This window comes from Streptomyces sp. NPDC054794, from assembly GCF_053611585.1.
Genome location: NZ_JBSHAQ010000021.1, coordinates 131,716 through 154,129, shown reverse-complemented (window position 1 = coordinate 154,129; position 22,414 = coordinate 131,716). Strand labels below are relative to the sequence as shown.

At 74.5% G+C, this 22,414-nt stretch carries 6 protein-coding genes; 4 read left to right on the top strand and 2 right to left on the bottom strand.

Annotated elements, in window-relative coordinates; translation table 11 throughout:
* Positions 1-930, bottom strand: a 930-nt coding sequence (locus ACWGKT_RS23190) for a Gfo/Idh/MocA family protein (protein WP_453275180.1), incomplete at its 3' end; no start/stop codon positions are given.
* 61 nt (positions 931-991) lie between these two features.
* Entirely contained in the window at positions 992-2,086 is a 1,095-nt protein-coding gene (locus tag ACWGKT_RS23185) for a baeRF3 domain-containing protein (protein ID WP_453275179.1), read from the bottom strand.
* Positions 2,087-2,520: 434 nt separating this feature from the next.
* Between ACWGKT_RS23185 and ACWGKT_RS23180 the strand changes: the two genes are divergently transcribed.
* The 4 genes from ACWGKT_RS23180 (at position 2,521) to ACWGKT_RS23165 (ending at position 22,367) form a co-directional block, all read left to right on the top strand.
* Positions 2,521-4,245: a fatty acyl-AMP ligase gene (locus tag ACWGKT_RS23180; protein ID WP_453275178.1), complete on the top strand. Its 1,725-nt coding sequence runs from the start codon at positions 2,521-2,523 to the stop codon at positions 4,243-4,245.
* Positions 4,246-4,419: 174 nt separating this feature from the next.
* A complete protein-coding gene (locus ACWGKT_RS23175; protein WP_453275177.1) occupies positions 4,420-18,621 on the top strand; it encodes an SDR family NAD(P)-dependent oxidoreductase in 14,202 nt (4,733 codons plus the stop codon).
* Positions 18,622-18,681: 60 nt separating this feature from the next.
* Entirely contained in the window at positions 18,682-21,228 is a 2,547-nt protein-coding gene (locus tag ACWGKT_RS23170) for a thioester reductase domain-containing protein (protein WP_453275176.1), read from the top strand.
* On the top strand, positions 21,225-22,367 hold the full coding sequence (locus ACWGKT_RS23165; RefSeq protein WP_453275175.1) for an alpha/beta hydrolase: 1,143 nt from the start codon (positions 21,225-21,227) through the stop codon (positions 22,365-22,367). The genes ACWGKT_RS23170 and ACWGKT_RS23165 overlap by 4 nt, the downstream gene beginning before the upstream one ends.
* The last annotated feature ends 47 nt before the right edge of the window (positions 22,368-22,414 follow it).

The following is a 22,414-nucleotide window of genomic DNA, read 5'->3' as shown; positions in this document are numbered from 1 at the left end:
CACCGACGCCGCGTAGCCGTCCCAGGCGCCCGGCCCGGTGACGCGGCCCTGCCGGGTGGCGTCGACCCAGGCCTGCACCTCGCGGTCGTAGGCGTCGGCGAACCGGACGAGGTAGTCCTGCGCGACCTCCTCGCGCGCACTGCCCCGCGCGGTCACCACCATGGTGTGCTCCTCGCCGATCCGGGCGCTGCCTGCCTCGCAGACGGCCTCGCACCGGACCTGGTAGCCGAAGCCGCAGTTGACGAACACCTCCACGTCCACCAGGGCGCCCCGCTCGGTCTCGAACAGCACGAACTGCGGGTCGATCAGCCCCGCCGGGGCGCCCCCCGAGGACGCCGGACGCAGCACGGTCACGGCGGTCAGCTCCTGCCCGAGCAGCCAGCGGGCCGCGTCGATCTCGTGCGCGACGGAGCTGTTGACCAGCATGGCGCTGGTGAAGTCGGGCGGCGAGGAGACGTTGCGGTGGGTGCAGTGCAACATCAGCGGCCGCCCCAGCGCGCCGCCGTCCAGCAGGGCCTTCAGACGCCGGTACTCGGCGTCGTAGCGGCGCATGAACCCGATCTGCGCCAGCCGCCGTCCCAGCCGGGCCTCTGCCTCCACCACCCGCAGCGCGCCCGTGGAGTCCGGCACCATGGGCTTCTCGCACAGCACCGGCAGCCCGCGCGTGAACGCGGCGAGCAGGGCCTCCTCGTGCGCGGGACCGGGCGAGGCGATCAGGACGGCCTCGACACCGGGCGCGTCGAGCGCGGACACCGCCTCCGTGTGCACCGAGACCCCGTCCAGACCCGCGACCGCCTCCTCGGCGCGTGCGGCATCGGGATCGGCCACCGCCGCGACCCTGGCACCGTTCACCACGCGATCGATACGTCGTATGTGGTCCGCGCCCATGTGTCCGGCACCCAGTACCGCGACGCCCAGCAGGTCACCCACCCGCGCACTCCCTCCCGGTCGACGATCACGCCGTAGCGTACGCCGACCGGAAGGGGCGTTCTCAGTAGCGCAGCACCCCCGCGATCCCGCGCGCGTCGTCCAGGGTGCCGTCGGGTACGAAGCGCACGGCGGCGCCGGTCTCCAGGCACTGCTCGACGATCTCGTCGACGATGTCCTCGCGGGCGTCGAGGTCGCCGCTCACGGCCGGAATCAGGTGGTCGCCGTCGTCGCGGACCGTCATCCGGTAGTTCTCCTCGACGGCGAGCAGCCGGACCCGGCCCTCGCGGGCGTTCTGCCAGACCTCGTCCAGGCCGGCGGCGAACGTCTTGCGGCCCCGGGCCGAGTCCAGCTCGCGGGCCACGGTGGCGGTGTCCCTGCGGGCCTCCTCGTCGAGCGGCGGCCGCAGGGCCTGCCACACGGCCTCGGGGGTGCCGTTCGCCAGACCGCCGTGCGGGACGTGCACGGCGTCCCGGACGACGCTGCCGACCTCGTCCAGCGCGGACAGGGCGGCCTGCTCACCGGTGACGTACAGCGGCCGCGGGTCGTCGCGCAGGACCGCCGCGAGCGCCGTGTCCGCCTCGCGCAGGAAGTGCCGGGTGTCCTCGTCGCGGAACGTGCTCGGGTTGTCGCCGATCTGCATCCGGCGCTCCGCGTCGAAATTCGTACGGCTGCGGGCCCGCGGGAAGCCGCCGACACGCGCCTCGGTGACCCGCTCGGGACCGCCGTTCCACAGGGTGACGTGGTCGGCGGAGACCGAGAGCGCCCAGAACGGTCGCTCGGCGGCCTGCGCGGAGACCAGGTTGCGGGTCAGGAAGGTGTCCGACAGCACCACGCGCTCGGGCACGGAACGGGGCAGGGACCACACCTGGTGCTCGCCCGGCGCGGCGAAGATCACCAGGCCGTCCTCGGCGTGCGCCAGGTCCACCTCGGTGAGGGCCCTGTCGAGCTGGTCGGCGACGTCGACGCGTCGCTCCCGGGTGACCGAGGGATCGGCCTCCAGCTGCTTCTTGGCCTCCGCCACGACATTGCGCAGCCGGACCGGATCCTGGGTGTTCTCCGGCTCACGTCGGTGCGTGGGCGTCAGCACGGACACCGCGGGATAGGGACGGGGGCGGCGCAGCTCGGCGAGGATCGCGGGACTCAGTGCGTGCTCCATAACAGAACGATAGGACTGATTCACGGATCGGGCATTTGGGGTAGTCCTCCGCATGCCGCGAGGGTGGCCGTGCCGCGCGCGGCAGGGGCCGGCACCGCGGGCGCGGCACGGCGGCGCGCGCCGGTGAGGGAATGATCCACCCACCCTGTTCATCCGGCTGTCACGGGCCGTCAGATCGGGTCGCTTTTCGGACACGCAGCGTTTACATGCGTTCGGCATTTCGATCAATCAGGCTTGCTATGGTGTTACTTGTCGGTAGCAAGCTGCGGCGGGGGAGCACGTGGAGTCGCCGGACGCGCGACGTCCATGACGGGGAGCCGTGTCGAACAGCCGGGCAAGGGGGCCGGGTTGGACACGACACGCACGCGCACACGAGCCGCGACCCTCGAACTCGGTTTCCTCGCCCACCTATTCAGACAGGTGAGACTCGTCACATGGCACGTTCCCTGGTCGACTTACTGACCACGCACGCCTCGAACCACCCTGATCGGACCGCCTACCGCTACCTCGTCACCGGCGACAGCGACGCACAGACCCAGTCGCTCACCTACGCCCGTCTCGCCGTCCGCTCCCGGGCCGTCGCCGCCTGGCTGCAGGAACGCGGCCTGGCCGGCTCCCGCGCCATGCTGCTGTACCCGCCCGGCCTGGACTTCATCTGCGGCTACCTGGGCTGCCTGTCCGCCGGAGTCGTCGCCGTCCCGGGCGTGCCCCCGCAGGGCCGGGCGCAGAACCACCGCGCCCTGACCCGGATGAAGCGCCTGATCGCCGACGCGGACGCCAAGGTCATACTGGGCGGCCGCGACGTGATCGCCGCCCTCGACGCCATGGCGGAGCACCTGCCCGAACTCGACGGGATCGCCCGCGTCGCCACCGAGGACATCCCCGACGAGACGGCCGCCGCCTGGCGCGAACCCGATCTCACCGCCGACTCCGTCGCCTTCCTCCAGTACACCTCCGGCTCCACCTCCGCCCCGCGCGGCGTGATGGTCACCCACGGGAACCTGCTGGACAACGAGCGGGTCATCACGGAGCGGATGGGCCACACCCCGGACACGCTGGCCGCGTACGACCACGAGATGTTCGTCAGCTGGCTGCCCGTGTACCACGACATGGGCCTCATCGGGCCGGTCCTCAACACCGTCTACCTCGGCGCCACGGCCACCCTCTTCTCGCCGCTGCACTTCCTCCAGCAGCCGGCCCGCTGGCTGACCGCCGTCAGCCGCTACCGCCCGCACACCAGCGGCGGCCCCAACTTCGCCTACGAGCTGTGCCTCAAGCACGCCGGCCCGGACCTGCTCGACGGCCTCGACCTGAGCAGCTGGAAGGTCGCCTTCAACGGCGCCGAACCCGTCCGCGCGGCAACCCTGCGCCGCTTCGCCGAGACCTTCGGCGAGGCCGGTTTCCGCCGCGAGGCCCTCTACCCCTGCTACGGCCTGGCCGAGGCCACGCTGATGGTCACCGGCGGCACGGTGGACACCCCGCCGACCCTGCTGGAAGCCGCCGCGACCGGCCCGCACGCGGGCGAGGCGGACGCGGCCGCCGTGAGTTCCGGCCGCCCCGGCCCCGGCACGACCGTGGCGATCGCCGACCCCGAGCGGCAGGAGGAAGTGCCCGAGGGCGAGGTCGGCGAGATCTGGGTCGGCGGCGAGAGCGTCGCCAAGGGCTACTGGCGCAACGCCCTCGCCACCCGCGAGACGTTCCGCGCCACGCTCACCGGTCACGAGGGCCGCTTCCTGCGCACCGGCGACCTCGGATTCCTGCGCGGCGGCGAGCTGTTCGTCACCGGCCGGCTGAAGGACCTGATCGTCATCGACGGCCGCAACCACTACCCGCAGGACCTGGAGCTGTCCGCCGAACTGTCCCACCCGGCCCTGCGGCCCGGCTGCACCGCCGCGTTCTCCGTGGACTCGGGTGTGGAGGGCGAACAGGTCGTCGTGGTCGCCGAGGTGGCGCCCGACGCGGCCGGTGACTCCGAGAAGATCACCGATCTGATCCGCAGCGCGATCGGCGAGTCCCACGTGCTGTCGGTCCGCGACGTCGTGCTGGTCCACCCCGGCACCATCCCGAAGACGTCCAGCGGGAAGATCCAGCGCCGCGCCACCCGGGCGGCGTACCTCGACGGGATCCTCTCCCCGATCGGCGCGTCCGTCGCCGGATGACCGCCCGCCGCCGGCGCGCCACCAGCGCGCCGGCGGGGTGCGGCCCGTCGCGCCTTCCCCTTTGGTTCCGCGTACGGCGGTCCGTGCTGCCCGTACGCCGCCTTCGCCTTCGCCGTACCGCGCGCCGCCGTACGGAATCCGCCTGAGCCCGAGTTCACGAGGACACCTGCCCCGATGCCTGCGAACGAGTCCCCGAAGCAGTCCCCCGAGCCGTCCCCGGTGACCCCCGAGGACATACGGGCCTGGCTGACATCGGCCGTCGCCGAGGCGGCCGGGATCGACCCGACGGCCGTCGACCCGGGCCGCCCGATCGCCGAATTCGGCATCGGATCACGCCAGTTGGTGACGCTCGCCGCCGAGCTGTCCGAGCGGATCGGCCGGACGCTCGAACCGTCCCTGGTCTTCAACCACCCCACGATCGCGGCGATCTCCGAAGCGGTCCTGGACGAACGGCCCGCCCCGACGGCACCGACGGCCTCCGCGCCGGAGCGCGGCACGGTCCGGCCGGACGACGACGTGGCGATCATCTCCATGGCCTGTCGGTTCCCCGGCGGCGCCGAGGACCCCGAGGCGCTGTGGCGGCTGCTGGCCGCGGGCGAGGACGCCGTCCGCGAGGTGCCCGCGGGCCGTTGGGACACCCACGGGCTGCACGACCCCGACCCGGAGGCCACCGGCAAGGCCTACACCCTGCGCGGCGGCTTCCTCGACACCATCGACCGCTTCGACGCCTCCTTCTTCGGGATCTCCCCGCGCGAGGCGGCCGCGATGGACCCGCAGCAGCGGCTCCTGCTGCAGACCACGTGGGAGACGTTCGAACGCGCCGGGATCGTCCCCGGGACGCTGAACGGCAGTTCCACGGGCGTCTACATCGGCCTGTACGACAGCGGATACCTCGCCGCGGCCTCGCTCGGCCAACTCGACGGACACGTCGGCACCGGCTCGGCCGCCAGCGTCGCCTCCGGGCGCATCGCCTACACCCTCGGCCTCCAGGGTCCGGCCGTGACCGTCGACACCGCCTGCTCGTCCTCCCTGGTCGCGCTGCACCTGGCGGCGCGGGCGCTGGCGAGCGGCGAGTGCGACCTCGCGCTGGCGGGCGGCGCGACGCTGCTCGTCACGCCGCGCGGACACGTCGAGTTCAGCCGGCTGCGCGGGCTGTCGCCGTCCGGGCGGTGCAGCCCGTTCTCGGCCGACGCCGACGGTGTGGTGTGGGCCGAGGGCTGCGGCCTGGTCCTGCTCAAGCGGCTCGCGGACGCCCGCCGCGACGGCGACCGGGTGTTGGCCGTCGTCAAGGGCTCGGCGATCAACCAGGACGGCCGCAGCCAGGGGCTGAGCGCTCCCAACGGCCCGGCGCAGGAACGGGTGCTGCGCGCCGCCCTCGACGCCGCCGGGCTGCGTCCGGACGACCTGGACTACGTGGAGACGCACGGCACGGGCACCCGCCTCGGCGACCCGATCGAGGGCCGCGCGCTGGCCAACGTGTTCGGGCCGGGACGGCCCGCCGAGCGGCCGCTCGGGATCGGCTCCCTGAAGTCCAACATCGGTCACACCCAGGCCGCGGCGGGCATCGGCGGCGTCATCAAGACGGTGCTGGCCCTCGGCCACGAGCGGATACCGGCCTCCCTGCACGTCGAGACCCTCACCGAGCACATCGACTGGACGGACAGCGGTCTGCGCGTCGCGGACTCCGCGCAGGCGTGGCCGCGGGACCCGGACCGGGTACGGCGGGCCGGCGTGAGCGCGTTCGGCATCAGCGGCACCAACGCCCACGTGGTGCTGGAGGAGGCGCCGACCGAGCCGATCCGGGAGAACGATGCGGGGGAGCCGTCGCCGACGGACGTCGCCGGGGAATCCTCCCGTACGAGCCCCACCGAGGGATCGCCTCGTACGAGCCCCGCCGGGGATTCGCCCCGGGCGACCCTCTTCCCGCTCTCCGCCCGCAGCCTCCCCGCCCTCCGGGGACAGGCCGGACGGCTCCTCGCGGCGCTCGAAGCGCGGCCGGACCTGCCGCTGCCCGCCCTGGCCGGCTCGCTCGCCCACCACCGCACCCACTTCGAGCAGCGCGCCGTCGTCCAGGCCGCCGACCGCGAGGAGTTGGTCACCGCCCTGCGTGAACTCGCGGGGGGAGAGCCGGACCGCGACCGCACCGTCGGCCCCCAGGAGACCCTCCCCGCGGGCAAGGTGGCGTTCGTGTTCCCCGGGCAGGGTGCCCAGTGGTCCGGCATGGCCCGTGACCTGCTCGACCGGGACCCGGTGTTCGCCGACGAACTCGACCGCTGCGACGCCGCCCTGCGCCCCTTCACCGAGTGGTCGGTGACGGCGGTGCTGCGTGGTGACGCCGGCGCCCCGTCCCTCGACCGGGTGGACGTCGTCCAGCCGGTGCTGTTCGCCGTGATGGTGTCCCTGGCGGCCGTGTGGCGGGCCCGCGGCGTGCGCCCGGACGCCGTGATCGGGCACAGCCAGGGCGAGGTCGCCGCCGCCTGTGTCGCCGGGGCGCTCAGCCTCAACGACGCGGCCGCCGTGGTCGCCCTGCGCAGCCAGGCCCTGACCGAGGTGTCCGGCACCGGCACCATGGGCGTCGTCGCCCTGCCCCACACCGAGGTCGAGGCACTGCTCCCCGAAGGCGTCTTTGTCGCGGCGGTGAACAGCGGCCGGTCCACGGTGATCGCCGGTGCCGTGGCGCCCCTGGAGACCGTGCTCGCCGACCTCGAAGCACGCCAGGTCTTCGTCCGCCGCCTCGACGTCGACTACGCCTCCCACAGCGACCGCGTCGAACCGGTCCGTACGACGATCCTCGACGACCTCGACGGCGTCGTCACCTGCCCGACGTCCGTCGCCTGGTACTCCACCGTCACCGGCGAACCGGTCACCACGGAGCTGGCGGCCGACTACTGGTACACCAACCTCCGCGAGACCGTACGCTTCGCGCCGACCGTGGAGCGCATGGCGGCCGACGGCTACCGCCACTTCGTCGAACTCTCCCCCCACCCCTCCCTGCTCACCGCCGTGCGCACCATCGGCGAGGACGCCGGAAACGACCTGCTCGCGGTCGGCTCGCTGCGCCGCGACGAGGACGGCCCCGCCTGCCTGGACCGCGCCGCCGCCGAACTCCACGTCCACGGCCGGGACATCGACTGGCGCCGCCTGGTCGCCGGCACCGCTCCGGTGGAGCTGCCGACGTACGCCTGGGACCTGCAGCGCCACTGGACCGAGCCCGATTCCGGCACCGGCGGACCCGGCCTGTTCGACCGTGCCGCGCACCCGTTCCTCGGCATCCAGCTCCAGTCGGCGGACGAGACCCGCTGGACCTTCCGGGGCGAGTGGTCCCCGGCCACCGCCGATTGGCTGCCCGACCACGCCGTGTTCGGCCGCACCGTGGTCTCCGGCACCACCCTGATGGAGCTGTGCCGCGCCGCCCTCGACGTGGCCCGCCCGGACACCCCCGCCGACGTCACCGACCTGCTTCTGCTCAGCCCCCTCGTGCTGCCGGCCGCCGGCACGGTCGAGGTGTCCGTCGAGGTCGTCACCGCCGGTCCCGTACCGGAGATCACCGTGCACAGCCGGCCGCGCGGCCGGGGCGCCGACGGCTGGGCCCTGCACGCCACCGCGTCCGCCGCCGAGTCCACGCCGATCGCGGCGGGGCAGCCGCCCGTGTGGCCGGAGACGGCCGAAGAGGCCTGGAACCCCGGGACGTACGAGCGGCTCACCGCGCTCGGCCTGGGCTACGGCCCCGCCTTCCAGGGGGTGCGCTCGGCGGTCGTGACCGGCGACGGCGCCCTGCTGGCCCGCCTGTCGCTGCCGTCCGTGGCCCACGACGTGACCGACCCGTACCCGGTCCACCCGGCCCTGCTGGACGCCGCGTTGCACGTGGCCGCGGCCCTCGAAGGGGGCGCCGCCGACGGTGGCCGGGTGCTGCTGCCCGTCGCGGTGGGCCGCTGTGTCCTGCCGCCCGGCGGCGCCGCGGACCTGATCGCGTCGGTGCGGCGCACCGGCCGGTCCGCCACGGACCTCACGCTGGACGTGACCCTGTGGGACACCGACGGGCTCCCCGCCGGGCGCCTGGAGGGCGTACGTCTGCGGGCCGCCGACCCGGCCGACCTCGACGCCGGCTCGGAGAACGGGCGGCACCTGTACGAGGTGGCGTGGACGGCCGTGACGCAGGAGCCCGCCGCCGCTCCCGGCACTCGGTGGGCGGTCGTCGGCGACCGGACGGACCCGCGGGTCGAGGCGGCCCTGCGTGGCCTTGACGTGGCGGAGAGCGAGGCCGAGAACGGGACGGAGAAGGGGGCGGGTGCCGACGTCGTCCTGCGGTTCTGGCCCCGTCCGTCACTGGACGCCGAACCCGCCGCATCGGCCCGGGAGTTGGCGGTCGCCGCGCTGGACGAGCTGCACACCCTGATCGCCCTGCCCGCCGAACAGACGCCCGCACGGACCGTCTGGGTGACCCGGGGCGCCGTGGCCGCCGCCAGCGGGGACACGGTGCCCGGCCTGGCACAGTCGGTGCTGTGGGGCCTGGCGCGCAGCGCCCGCGCCGAGCACCCGGACCTCGGGCTGACCCTGCTCGACCTCGACGACTCCGACGGCGCGGGGGTGCCGGCCGCCGCCGTCGGTCACGCCGACGAACCCGAACTCGCCCTGCGATCCGGTGCGTTGCTCGCTCCGCGGCTGATCCGTGCCCGGCCCGCGGACACGCTGCGCGTCCCGTCCGGCGACCACTACGAGCTGTCCGCGACCGAGCCCGTCCTCAGGACCGCCGAGCGTCGGCCCCTGGCCCCCGGACAGGTCCGGATCCAGGTGCACGCCCTCGCGCTCCCGGCGCCCGACGGCGACGCCACGGCCGGCACGGTGTGCGCCGGTGTGCTCACCGAGGTCGCGGCCGACGTCGAGGGGCTCGCCCCCGGCCTGCGGGTGGCCGCCACCGCCGACACCGCGCCCGGTTCCGAGGCGACGGTCGACGCGGCACGGGTCACGGTGCTCGCCGACGAGATGCCGTTCACCGCGGCCGTCGCCGACAACCCCCGTGTCCTCCCCGTCACCGCCGCGCGCGAGGCGCTGCGCCGCCGCGCCGCCTTCGCCGGGCCCGTGGTCCTCGACCTGGCCGGCACCCCCACCCTGGTTCCCGCCGACGGCACGGTCCTGATCACCGGTGGACTGGGTGCCGTGGGCCGGCAGATCGCCCGGCTGCTCGCGGAACACGGCGTCCCTCGACTGCTCCTGACCTCACGTCAGGGCCCGGACGATCCCCGGTCCGCCGAGTTCGCCGCCGAACTGGCCGCGCTGGGCACCGAGGTCGAGGTGGCGGCCTGCGACGTCGCCGACGCGTCGGCCCTGGCCGACGTGCTTGCCATGGTCGATGACGCGGTGCCGCTGCGGGGTGTCGTGCACTGCGCCGGTGTCCTGGACGACGGGGTGGTCGCGGAGCTCACGTCCGAGCGCCTCGCGCGGGTGCTGGGGCCGAAGCTGGACGGCGCCGCCCATCTGCACCGGCTCACCGCGGACGCGCCCCTCGACCTGTTCCTGCTGGTCTCCTCGGCCGCCGGTGTCGTCGGCAACGCGGGCCAGGGCAACTACGCCGCGGCCAACGTCTTCCTGGACCAACTGGCCCACCACCGCAGGGCGCTGGGCCTGCCCGGCGTCTCCGTCTCCTTCGGCGCCTGGGCGGGCGAGGGCCTCGCCGCCGCCCACGCCGACCTCGACCGCATGGCCCGCCTCGGCCACCGCCCCCTCACCGCCGACCAGGGCCGCGACCTGGTGGCGCTGTCCCTGCGGCGCGGCGCCCCGCACCTGGTCGCCTGGGCCCTGGACCTGCCCCGTCTGCGCGACGGCGGCGCGGCCGACACCGCGCTGTGGCGCTCCCTGCTGCCCGCGCCCCGCCCCGGCCGGGACGGCGCCGACGGCCGGGGCCTGGCCGACCGCCTGGCCCGGCTGCCCGAGGCCGAACGCACCGACCGCGTCCGGGCGTTGGTGCGCGACGAGGTCTCCCGCGCTCTCGGCCTGCGCTCGGCCGAGTCCGTCCGCCCCGACCAGCCGCTGCGCGACCTCGGCATGGACTCGGTGACCGCGGTCGAGCTCCGCAACCGCATCGGCACCCGCATCGGAGCCCGGCTCCCCGCCACCCTCCTCTTCGACCACCCCACCGTGGACCGGCTGGCCGGCTACCTCCTGACCCACGTCCTCACGACGGACGGCCGCCCGACGCGGCAGGCCGCCCCCGCCCCGGCCGCCACGAGCACCGCCGCGACCGACGAGCCCATCGCCGTGGTCGCCATGGCCTGCCGGCTGCCCGGCGGGGCCGACGACCCGGAGGGCCTGTGGCGCCTGGTCGCCGAGGGCCGGGACGCGGTCGGCCCGTTCCCGGCGGACCGCTGGGACGTGGAGTCGCTGTACGACCCCGACCCGGACGCCCCCGGCAAGTCCTACGCCCGTGAGGGCGGCTTCCTCGACGACATCGAGTCCTTCGACGCGGGCTTCTTCGGCATCACCCCTAAGGAGGCCGCCGCCATGGACCCGCAGCAGCGGCTGCTCCTGGAGACGGCCTGGGAGGCGCTGGAGCGCGCCGCGATCGTGCCCGCGCGGCTGGCGGGCAGCACCACCGGCGTGTACGTCGGCATGTTCGGCAGCGACTACCTGTCCGGCTCCCGGCTCGACCAGCTCGACGGATACGTGGGTACGGGCTCGGCGTTGAGCGTGGCCTCGGGGCGCCTCGCCTACGCGCTGGGGCTGCACGGACCGGCGATGACCGTGGACACGGCCTGCTCGTCGTCGCTCGTCGCCACCCACCTGGCCACGCAGGCGCTGCGCTCCGGCGAGTGCGACCTGGCGCTGGCCGGCGGTGTGACGCTGATGGTGACGCCGCAGACCTTCGTCGAGTTCAGCCGGCTGCGCGGACTGTCCCCGACCGGCCGCTGCCGCTCCTTCTCCGACGACGCCGACGGCGCGATCTGGGCCGAGGGCGCCGGCATGCTCGTACTGAAGCGACTCGGTGACGCGCGCCGCGACGGCGACGAGGTGCTCGCCGTGCTGCGCGGCACGGCCGTCAACCAGGACGGCCGCAGCCAGGGGCTGTCCGCGCCGAACGGCCCGGCCCAGGAGCAGGTGATCCGCCGGGCGCTGGAGGTGTCAGGACTCCGGCCCGGCGACATCGACTACGTGGAGGCCCACGGCACCGGTACGACGCTGGGCGACCCGATCGAGGCGAACGCGCTGTCCGAGGTCTTCGCCGACTCGCGCCCCCAGGACCGCCCCCTGTATCTGGGTTCCCTCAAGTCCAACATCGGGCATGTGCAGGCGGCTTCGGGCGTGGCCGGGCTGATCAAGGTCGTCCAGTCGCTGCGGCACCGGACCCTGCCGCGCACCCTGCACGCCGGTACGCCCAGCCGGCACGTCGAGTGGCAGGACAGCGGGCTGCGGCTGCTCCAGGAGGACGTGGACTGGCCGTCCTCGGGGGAGCGGGTCCGGCGCGCCGGGGTCAGCGCCTTCGGGATCAGCGGCACCAACGCCCATGTGATCGTCGAGGAGGCGCCCCCGCCCGTCGCGACCGAATCGCCGCGGGAACTCCCGCCGGGCAAGCGGCTGTTCGTCCTGTCCGGGCGCAGCGAGAGTGCCCTGCGCGGTCAGGCGGCCCGACTGGCCCACCACGTGACCGCCGAGACCCCCTTCCCGGACCTCGCCCACACCCTGGCCCGCCACCGCAGCCACTTCGAGTGGCGCACGGCGGTCCTGGCGGGCGACCGGGACGAACTCCTCACCTCCCTCAAGGTGCTGGGCAACGGGCGCAAGCCGCTGACCCCGCCCCGCGAGGAGCAGTCCGGCAAGGTGGCCTTCGTGTTCGCCGGGCACGGCGGCCAGTGGACCGGCATGGGCCTGGAGCTGATGTCCCACTCGGAGGCCTTCCGGCAGGAGCTGACGCGGATCGACGAGGCCGTCCAGCGGCACGCCGGCTGGTCGGTGCTCAACGTGCTGCGCGCACCGGAGGAGTTCTCCCCGCTCGACCGCACGGAGTACCTCCAGCCCGTCCTGTTCGCGATCAACGCCTCCCTCGCCGCCGCCTGGCGCGAGCTCGGCGTCACCCCGGACGCGGTCGTCGGACACAGCCTCGGCGAGATCGCCGCCGCCTACAGCGCGGGCGCCCTCACCCTGGACGAGGCCGTGACCGTGGTGACCGGACGCGCCCAGGCGGTCGTGCCGCTGGTCGGCCGGGGCGGCATGCTGTCCGTGGAACTGCCGCGCGCGCAGGTCGAGCGGCTGCTCGAACCGTACGCCGGGCGGCTGTTCGTCGGGGCCGTCAACAGCGCCCGGGCCACCGCCGTTTCCGGCGAGTCCGAGGCGCTGGCCGAGCTGCGGGAGCTCCTCGACGGGCGGGGCACCCCCGCCCGCGTCCTGTCGACACCGTTCGCCTCGCACACCCCGCTCATGGACCCGCTCCGCGACGAACTCCTCGACCGCTTCCGTGGCGTCCGGGGCACCGCCACGCCCACCCCGCTGTACTCGTCGGTGCTGGCCGAACCCGTCGCCGGGGACCGGCTGGACGCCGCGTACTGGTTCGCCAACCTCGGGCAGCCGGTCCGCTTCGCGGACACCGTCCGGCGGATGCTGGACGACGGCTACCGCTACTTCGTCGAGCTGAGCCCGCACCCCTCGCTCCTCTCGTCCGTCGAGGCGGTGGCGGCCGAGGCCGGCATCGACGCGGTCGGTGTCGGCTCGCTGCGCAGGCAGCGCGACGGACAGGACGTACTGCCGGGCAGGCTGGGCGAGTTGTACACAGCCGGGTACACGCCCGACTGGACGGCGCTGTTCCCGCGGGGCCGCAGGCTCGACCTGCCCACCTACGCCTTCGCCCGCGAACGCCACTGGCTCGCCCCCGTCCAGCAGACCGCTACCGGCACCTCCCCGCTCCTCGGCACCCATGTCGAGGCCAGCGACGAGCCGGACAAGGACATCTTCCAGAGCGAGATCGACCTGCGCGACGCCCGCTTCGCCTACCTGACCGACCATCAGGTCACCGGTGAGGTGTGGCTGCCGGGTGCCGCCTTCCTCGACATGGTCATCGAGGCCGCGTCCACACTGGCCGACGGCGCCGGGGCGCGCCTGGCCGACATCGCCTTCGTCCGGCCGCTGCGGCTGACCGAGGACCGGCCCGTGCGCCTCCAACTGGTCCTGCGGCCCGCCGAGAACGGCTTCCGGGACTTCACCATCGCCTCCGCCCCCGCCGGTGAGCGCTGGGAGCAGCACGCCACCGGCCGGATCGCCGTCACCGACGAGAACGAGCACGAGAACGAGCCCGACGCCGGGCGGGGCGAGGGCCTCGCCGCGCTGCGCGAGCGGTGCGCCGAGCGGGTCGACGTGCCCTCGGTGTACGCGGGGCTCGCCGCCCTCGGCATCGAGTACGGCCCGTTCTTCCGGGGCCTGGAGGAGGGGCACCGCGCGGATTCCGCGGCGGTCGGCCGACTCGCCGCCAGGCCCGCCGCCGGTCATCTCCTGCACCCCGCCGTCCTGGACGCGGCCTTCCACGCCGCCGCGCTGCCCGCAAGCGCCCCCGAGGGACGGGCGTTCGTGCCCGCGGGCGCCGCACAGGTGCGCTTCACCGGGCTGCGCTCCACGCCGGCCTGGGTGACCTGCGCCCTGCGGTCCGTCGACGGCGACACCGCCACCCTGGACCTGCGGCTGTGGGACGAGGACGAGCAACTCGTCCTGGAGATGCGGGAGTTCCGGCTGGCCGCGCTGTCCCCGCTGGACGGCGCGCTGTTCGAGACCCGCTGGCAGCCGCGCCCCGAGGCCGCGGAGCCGCCCGACGGGGGCAGCTGGCTGATCCTCGCCGACGAGACCGGGGTCGGCGACGAACTCACCCGCCGCTTGGCCGAGTCGGCGCCGTGCGTGATCGCGCGCAGGGGCGGGACGTACGGCGTCGAGGGGCCCGGCCGGTACGTCCTCGACCCGGCCGATCCGGCGCAGCTGGCCCGTCTGCTGGACGAGGCCTACCCGGACGCGCTGCCCGAGCGGGTGGTTCAGCTGTCCGCGCTCGACGCCCCGGCCATCGGCGACACCCGGACGGCCGAGGAGGCGGCCCGGCTGGGCTGCCTGAGCACCCTGCACCTGGTGCGGGCCCTGGCCGAGCGCCCGAGGGGCCGCTCGCCCCGGCTGTTCGTGGTCGTCCGCGGCAGCCAGGCCGCCGGTGACAGCGCCCGGGTCGTCCACCCTGAGCAGGCGCTCGCCTGGGGCTTCGGACTCGCCGTCGCGCAGGAGCACCCCGAGCTTGCCACCACGCTGATCGACCTGCCGCCGAGCGGCGGCGGCGAGGAGCTGTGGACGCAGCTGTGGCACGCGGACGACGAACGCCTGGTCGCCCTGCGCGAGTCGGGCCGGCTGGTGCCCCGCCTGGCCCGCACCCGCCCGGACGACACCGAGCCCGTCCACACCGACGGCGTGCACCTGATCACCGGTGGCCTCGGCGGCCTCGGCCGGGTCGTCGCCGAACGCCTCGTGCGCCGCGGTGCCCGCACCCTGGCCCTGATGAGCCGCGGCACGCCCGACGCGGACGCCGCCGCCTGGATCCGCGGACTTGAGGAGCGCGGCGTCACCGTGCACCTCGCCCGCGCCGACGTCGCCGACCGCGCCGGTCTCACGGCCGCCCTGGACGCCGTACGTCACACGGCGGGCCCGATCACCACGGTGGTGCACGCGGCCGGTGTCCTCGACGACGCCACCGTCGCGAACCTGACCGACGAACGCGTCCTGCGCGTCCTCGGCCCCAAGGTGCTGGGCACCGCCCTGCTCACCGAACTGGTCCCTCAGGCGCGGAACCTGGTGCTGTTCGCCTCGGTGGCCGGTCTGCTCGGCTCGGCCGGACAGAGCCCGTACTCGGCGGCCAACGCCTTCCTCGACGCCTGGGCCCACCACCTCTCCCGCACCGAGCGGCGGGCGCTCAGCCTGGACTGGGGCGCCTGGGCCGGGGTCGGTATGGTCGCCGAGTCCGGCACCAGGGCCGCCGAGACCAGCCGCACCGGACTGGTCGCCTTCTCCCCGCAGGACGGCGGCGAGCTGTTCGAGCGGGTACTGACCACCGCCCGCCGCCAGCTCGCGCCCGTCGCCCTCGACTGGGACCTGCTCGCCCTCGACCCGGACGCCGTGCGCAGCCGCCCGATCCTGGGCGACCTGATCACCCTGCCGACCGGCGGCGCGGACACCGACGACCTGGTCAAGAAGGTGTTCGCCGCGACCACGGACGAGGACCGCGCCGAGTGGCTGGAGGCGTACGTACGTGCCCGGGTCGGCGAGGTCTCCGGCGGCGCCGTGGACGTGTTCGCGACCACGGCCCTGAAGGAACTGGGCCTCGACTCCCTGATGCTGGTCCGGCTGCGCAACGCCTTCGCCCGCGAGTTGGGCGTCGAACTCCCGGCCGCCGACGTGTTCTCCGCCGCCGACATCCGCGGCCTCGCCCGCGCGCTGGGCGCGGTCCTGCCCGAACGGGACGTAGCGGTGCGGCCGGAGCGGGCGGAGCCCGCGGCGGAGGTACCCGCGACCGAGCTGCTGCCGGTCACCCGGGACGTCGTACGGCTGCTGCGCAGTGCCCAGCCGGGCATGCCCGACGCGGCCCACGGCGTCGGCCTCGCCGTCCGGCTCACCGAGCCGACCACCCGCGAGACCCTCACCGCCGTCCTCGACCGGCTCGCCGCCCGGCACGCGGCCCTGCGTACGGCGATCGTGACCGGGGACGAGGGCCGGCGGCAGCTGCGCGTGGACCGGGAACCGCCCCGGCCTCTGCTGCGCTGGACGGCCGACGCCGAACCGGACGCGGCCGACCGGCTGCGCCTGCTGCTGGAGCCGCCGTTCGACCTGACGAGCCCGTCACTGTGGCGGTTCGAACTGCTCGACGCCGGGCCGCGCGGCCAGATCCTGGTCTTCGGCGCGCACCACGCGGTGAGCGACCTGCAGTCCCTGCTGCTCGTCGCCGGGGAGATCGACGCCGAACTGTCCGGCACCCCGCTCGACGCCACCGTCACCAATCGGGACGTCCACCTGCTGATCGAGGCCCAGGAAGGCGGCGAGGGAGCCGACGCCGAGTGGCGCGAGAGCTTCCACGGCTGCGAACGCCTGGACCTGACCCTCGCCCGGCCGCGCCCCGAGACCCGCTCGTACCGGGCGGGCAGCGTCACCGTCGCCCTGCCCGAGGGGCTGATGCGGCGGGTCTCGGCGGCCGCGAGCCGGCTCGCCGTCACCCCGGCCGCCTTCTGCCTCGGCACCCTGACCGTGCTGCTGGCCAGGAAGCGGGAGCGCGAGCGGTTCGCGCTCGCCGTGCCCGTGGACACCCGTATCCACGCCGACGCGTTCGGCGCGGTGGGCTTCTTCGGGGTGCCCGTGCCGTTCCCGGCGCAGGCCGCCGCGGGCGAGACGGTCGAGGAGGTGCTGCGCCGCACCGACGGCCGCCTGGAGCGGATCCTCGCGAAGGGCGCCATGTTCTCGGACGTCCTGGCCACCCTGGCCAAGCAGGGGCTGCACCGGTCGAACGCGCCGCTCGTCGAGGTGTACTTCAACTTCGTCCGTTTCTCGGGCCGGTTGAACACCCTGGAGGTGCTGCCCGCCGGGATCGGCTACTCCGACCTCGACCTGATGGTCACCATGACCCCGGACGCCGGAACGCTCCGGCTCGACCACAACCTCGACATCCTGGACGCGGACACCGCCACCGCACTGGGGGAGGAGTTCCTGCGGCTGCTCGCCGAGACGGCCGAGGACGCCACGGCGGTGGCACTTCAAGCGTCCCGCACCCCGGTCGCCGAGGCGCCCGTCGAGGTACGGCGCTCCAGCCTCGCCCTCGCCGCGACCTTCGCCCTCGGCAACCTGCCGCTGCTGTGCGAGGCGGCACTGAACCAGGGCGGGGCGGACGGCGTGAGCGTCGCCGAGGCGCCGTACCACCAGGTGCTCGCCGCCCTCCAGGACCCGTCCGGCGTCTTCGCCGACCCGGCCACGACGGTCGGCGCGGTGCTGCTGCGCGCGGCCGACCTGGAACGCTTCGGCCCGGTCGACGACGCGCTGCTGGCCGAGCTGCGCACCGCCTACCCGGCCGCGCTGCGGACCTTGGCCGAACGGACCGGAAAGCCGCTGCTCGTCGGCTTCCTGCCGGCCGCCCGCGAGGCGGAGCGGTTCACCGAGTGGGAACGCGGGATTACCGCCGAACTGGCCGAAGCGCCCGGCATCGCGGTCCTCGGCCCCGACGACTGGACCCGGTACCACGCCGTCGCCGACCTCTTCGACGCGCGCACCGAACGGCTGGCCCACCTGCCCTTCACCCCGGCCTTCCAGGCGGCCGTGGCCCTGACGCTGGCCGAGGTGGTACGAACCGTGCGGCGCCCCGCGCCCAAGGTGATCGCCGTCGACGGCGACGAGACCCTGTGGGGCGGCGTGGCGGGGGAGGCCGGACCGGAGGCGGTGGACCTCACCGGGCCGCGGGCGCTGCTCGCGCGCAGGCTGCTGCAGTGGCGGCAGGCGGGTGCCCTGCTGGCCCTGGTCAGCAACAACGACGAGGCCACCGTCCGGGCCGTCCTGGACCGCCCGGACAGCCTCCTGAAGGCCGAGCACTTCAGCGTGCTCTCCGCCGCCTGGGGCCCCAAGCCGGCCCGGATCGCCGAGGCGGCGCGCACGCTCAACCTCGGCGTGGACAGCTTCCTGTTCCTCGACGACAACCCGGCCGAGATCGCCAAGATGCGCGCGGCGCTGCCGCAGGTGCTCTCGGTGACCTGCCCGCCCGCCCCCGAACTCGACGCGTTCCTGGCCCGGTTGTGGCCGCTGGTCCCGGCGGCGGTGACCGCCGAGGACGCGCTGCGGGCCCGGTTCTACGAGCAGGAGCGCGAGCGGGAGGCGGTTCGCGAGCAGGGCGGGTTCGAGGAGTTCCTGGCCCAGCTGGAGCTGAAGGTCGACATCCGGGCCCTGGTCGAGGGCGACGTCCAGCGGGCGGAGCAACTCGTACGCCGTACCAACCAGTTCACCCTGCGCGCCCGCTCCGCCGACGGCGGCGACCTCGACCGGTGGCGCGAGCGCGGCGAGGTGTGGACGGCGGCGGCCCGGGACCGGTTCGGCGACTACGGCCAGATCGCGCTGCTCGCCTTCCGGGCCGAGGCCGGCCAACTCGACGTACTCGCCTGGATGATGAGCTGCCGCGCGCTCGGCCGGGGCGTCGAGGAGCGCCTGCTGGGGTGGCTCGCCGACCGTGCCGAGGAACTGGGCTGCGCCAAGGTCCGGTTGTCGGCCGAGCGCACACCGCGCAACGTACCCGCCCGGCGGCTGCTCGCCGCGCTCGGCGGCGCCGACCCGGACGACGAGCGGCTGGACGTCGTGGTCACGCCCGACCATCTGCGGGCGTTCCGGTCCTGGGAGCAGCAGTGACTCAGACAGAGCGAGGGACAGCAGTGAGGGAGAGGACAGTGCACAAGGTGAAGGGCTCTCATGCGTGATCTGAACGACGACGCCGTCCGGCGGTCGACCGCCGAGTCCATCGAACGGGGCGGCGGCGCGCTGAGCGTGACCGACCTGCTGGCCAAGGTGGCGGTGGGCGCCGTAGCGGAGCCCGCCGCCGCGGCCCGGACGTGGGACGTGGACGCTCTGGCCGCCACCGTCGCCGACGCGGCGGGCCGCTACCTGCCAACCGGCACCCTGGCGCCGGACACCGACTTCTTCGACGCGGGCGGTACGTCCGTGCACGCCGTGGAACTCGTCGCCGAGCTGGAGGGCGAACTGGGCATCGAGGTCGACCTCGACGACGTCTTCGCCGACGCGAGGCCGATCAGCCTGGCCCGCCGGTGGCTTCCGGAGGTGACGGGTACGACCGCGACGCCGGCGGCGACCACGACGGCCGCCTCGGCCGGCCCGCCCGCTTCCGGCGAGCCGGGTGCCGCGACGGCGACCGTGACCGCGCCCAACGTGACCGCGACCGCCGGGACTTCGGTCTTCGGTACCACGGCCCCCGGCATCGCGCCGACCGGCACCGCGCCCGCCGCCACCACGACACCCCCGGCCCCCCTCCCGCTCTCCGCGGCGGGCACCCGCCCCGCGTCGGCGCCGGGCACCCGCCCCGCGTCGGCGCCGGGCACCCTTCCCGTGCCCGCGCCTCGCACCCCACCGGCCGTGTTCGGCGACGCCCGCCCGGCCGCCCCGCACACCCGGGCCCGGCAGGAGGATCTCGACCAGATCCTGGCCGACCTCGCCCTCGCGGACCGGCTGCCGTTCGTCGACGTGCCTCAGCCGCTGCCGCCGCGCCGGATCCTGCTCACCGGAGCGACCGGCTTCCTCGGCAGCCACATGCTGCTCGACCTGCTGCGGCACAGCGACGCCCACGTCTACTGTCTGGTCCGCGCGGCCGACGAGGAGGCGGCCACCGAGCGGCTCGGGCAGCAGCTGCGCAGCTACCGGCTGCCCTGGTCGTCGGAGGTGCGGCGCCGGGTGACCGTACTGCCCGGCGACATCCGCCGCCCCCGCCTCGGCCTGGACGACGAGCTGTGGCACACCCTCGCCCACGAACTCGACAGCATCGTCGGCGTGGCCGCCGCCGTGGACTTCCTGCGCGGCTACCAGTCTCTGCGCGGCAGCAACGTCCTCGGCGCGCTGACCCTCGCCGAACTCGCCGCGACCGGCCGCCCCAAGCCGCTGCACCACATCTCCTCGATCGCGGTGTTCAACGAGGTCGGCATCACGTCGATGGGCGAGGACGACCCCCTCGCCCACATCGACCGGCTCATCTCCGGCTACGACCAGTCCAAGTGGACCGCCGAGGTCGCGCTGCGCCGCGCCCGCGACCACGGCCTGGTCGTCACCGCGCTGCGCCCCGGCGGCATCGGCGGTCACACCAAGACCGGCGCCTACAACCCGCAGGACCTCAGCAGCGGTCTGATCTCGGCCTTCGGCCGCTTCCGCACCGTACCGGCGTTCCGCTACCTCAACGCGGCCCCGGTCGACTGGGTGAGCCGGGTCGCGGTCGCCGCGATCTGCGAGCCGGACGCCTGGGGCTTCGACTACAACCTGACCGGCGTCCCCAACCGGCTCGTCGACGTCGTCTCGGACATGTCGCGCGGCGGCATGCACGTGCGCGTCCAGGACTGGGACGAGTGGCGCACCGACACCCTGGCCCGCCTGGAGGCCGAACCGGTCCCCGAACTCACCTTCCTGAACCGGGTGTTGCAGAGCCCCACCGCCCTCAAGCTGTGCGAGGCCACGCTGCAGGGCCCGGCGGCCGTCGCCGAGCGCACCGACGCCCTCGTCGCGGCCCTCGGCCTGTCGCCCGCCGCCCGCTACGACGCCGAGGCGCAGCTGAAGACCTTCGAGAAGCTCGCCGACGACGGCCTGGCCCGGCTGCCCCAGAAGGACGACCAGCCCTACCTGTGGTTCGCCGAGACGACCGAGGGCACCGTCGGCCCGGTCGGCGCCGCGGCCGAGACGCCCTGCTCGATGGCGCTCACCCTGTCCATCGCCGGCATGTACCAGCTGGTCAAGGAACGCCGGGTCGACGTCACCGGCGAGGTGACCTGCGCCGCGATCCACCCGCTGCCGCTGACCGTCGAGCGCGGTGACGTCTGGGTCCGCCCCGAGGAGGGCATCCCGCAGCAGCACGGCCTCAGGCACCAACTCCTGCGCTATCGGCTGCGGTTGCGCGACGCCGACGGCGGCCAGTGGTGGCTGGAGGGCCGCAAGTACGCCCGGGCCCGCCGTGACCTGTGGCGGCAGACCCGCGCCCTGACCGTCGAGATCGGCCGTGAGGGCGAGGCCGCGAGCCTGCTCGGCGAGGTCGTCGTCCCCGCCGACTCCTACGTCCGCGACCAGATCGACGGCATCAAGGTCGACCCGCGGCTGACCGGCCAGGAGAAGCGGGCCGCCAAGCTGACCTGGCTCGCCTGGTTCGGCCTGGAGATGGGCCGCGGACTGGTCGGCCCGTTCGCCCGCGTCGCCGCGGACCTGCTCGACCTGCGCCGCACCCCCACCCTCACGGAGCAGCACCGATGATCTTCAGGACCAAGACCTCCCGGGCCCCCCGGCCGACGCTGCGCCAGGTGCGCACCACCGCGGCCCTGCGCCCCCTGCGCCACCGCCTCGACCCGACCCGCGTCGAGGAGATCCCGTTCCGGACGAGCGACGGCTTCCGCCTGGGCCTCACCCGCGTCGACACCGGCGACAGCGGCCGGCCCGCCGTGCTGCTGCTGCACGGCCACACCGCGTCCGCCGACATGTTCCTGCAGCCCGAGACCCGTAACCTCGTCGACGTCCTGCTCGACGACGGCTACGAGCCCTGGCTGCTGGACTGGCGGGGCAGCTGCCGGCTGCCCTACAACGAGACCGGCCGCCGGTACACGTACGACGACGTGGCCCTGTACGACATCCCCGAGGCCGTCGCCCACATCCGCGGCCGCGTCGGAGACGACCGGCCGCTGTTCGTGGTCGCCCACTGCATAGGCTCCCTGTCCCTGTCGCTGAGCATGACGGCGGGGCTGGTGCCGGGGCTGGCCGGAGTCGTCTCCCAGGGCGTGTTCCTGACCCCGAAGCTGGCCGGCCGGACCTCGCTGCGCATGTCGGTGGCGGGGGAGCTGCTGAAGAAGCGGATCGACCACATCCCGGTCGACTTCCGCAAGGCGGGCCTGCGGTCGAAGTACACCCCGCTGTTCGCCCTGGCCTCGCGGGGGGCGAGCTGCCCCGACCCGACCTGTCAGATCCTGCACAATTCGGCCTGGGGCACGGGTGCCTCGCTGTTCGTGCACGAGAACCTGTCCGAGACCACCCACGACCGGCTCGCCGAGCTCCTCGGCCCCGCGCCGCTGTGGATCCTGCCGCACCTGCGCCGGATCGAACTGGCCCGCAGCGTCGTCCGCTGGCACGACACCGACCACCGCTACCGAGCGCTGCCGCCCAACGCGCTGGACGCGGCCGGGAGCATCGACACCCCGGTGCTGCTGCTCTCGGGCAGCGAGAACGGCCTGTGGCTCGACTCGCAGAAGCTCTGCCACCAGGTGCTGGCCCACCGGCAGTCACAGCTGGACGTGTCGTACACCGAGATTCCCGGCTACGGTCATCTGGACACGTTCCTGGGCCGTGGCGCCGCCCTCGACGTGTTCGGGCACATCCTCGATTTCCTTGGCGAACGACGGTGACGGCAGGGTGCCCGGCCGGTTACCGTACCGGGCAGTAACCGGAGCGC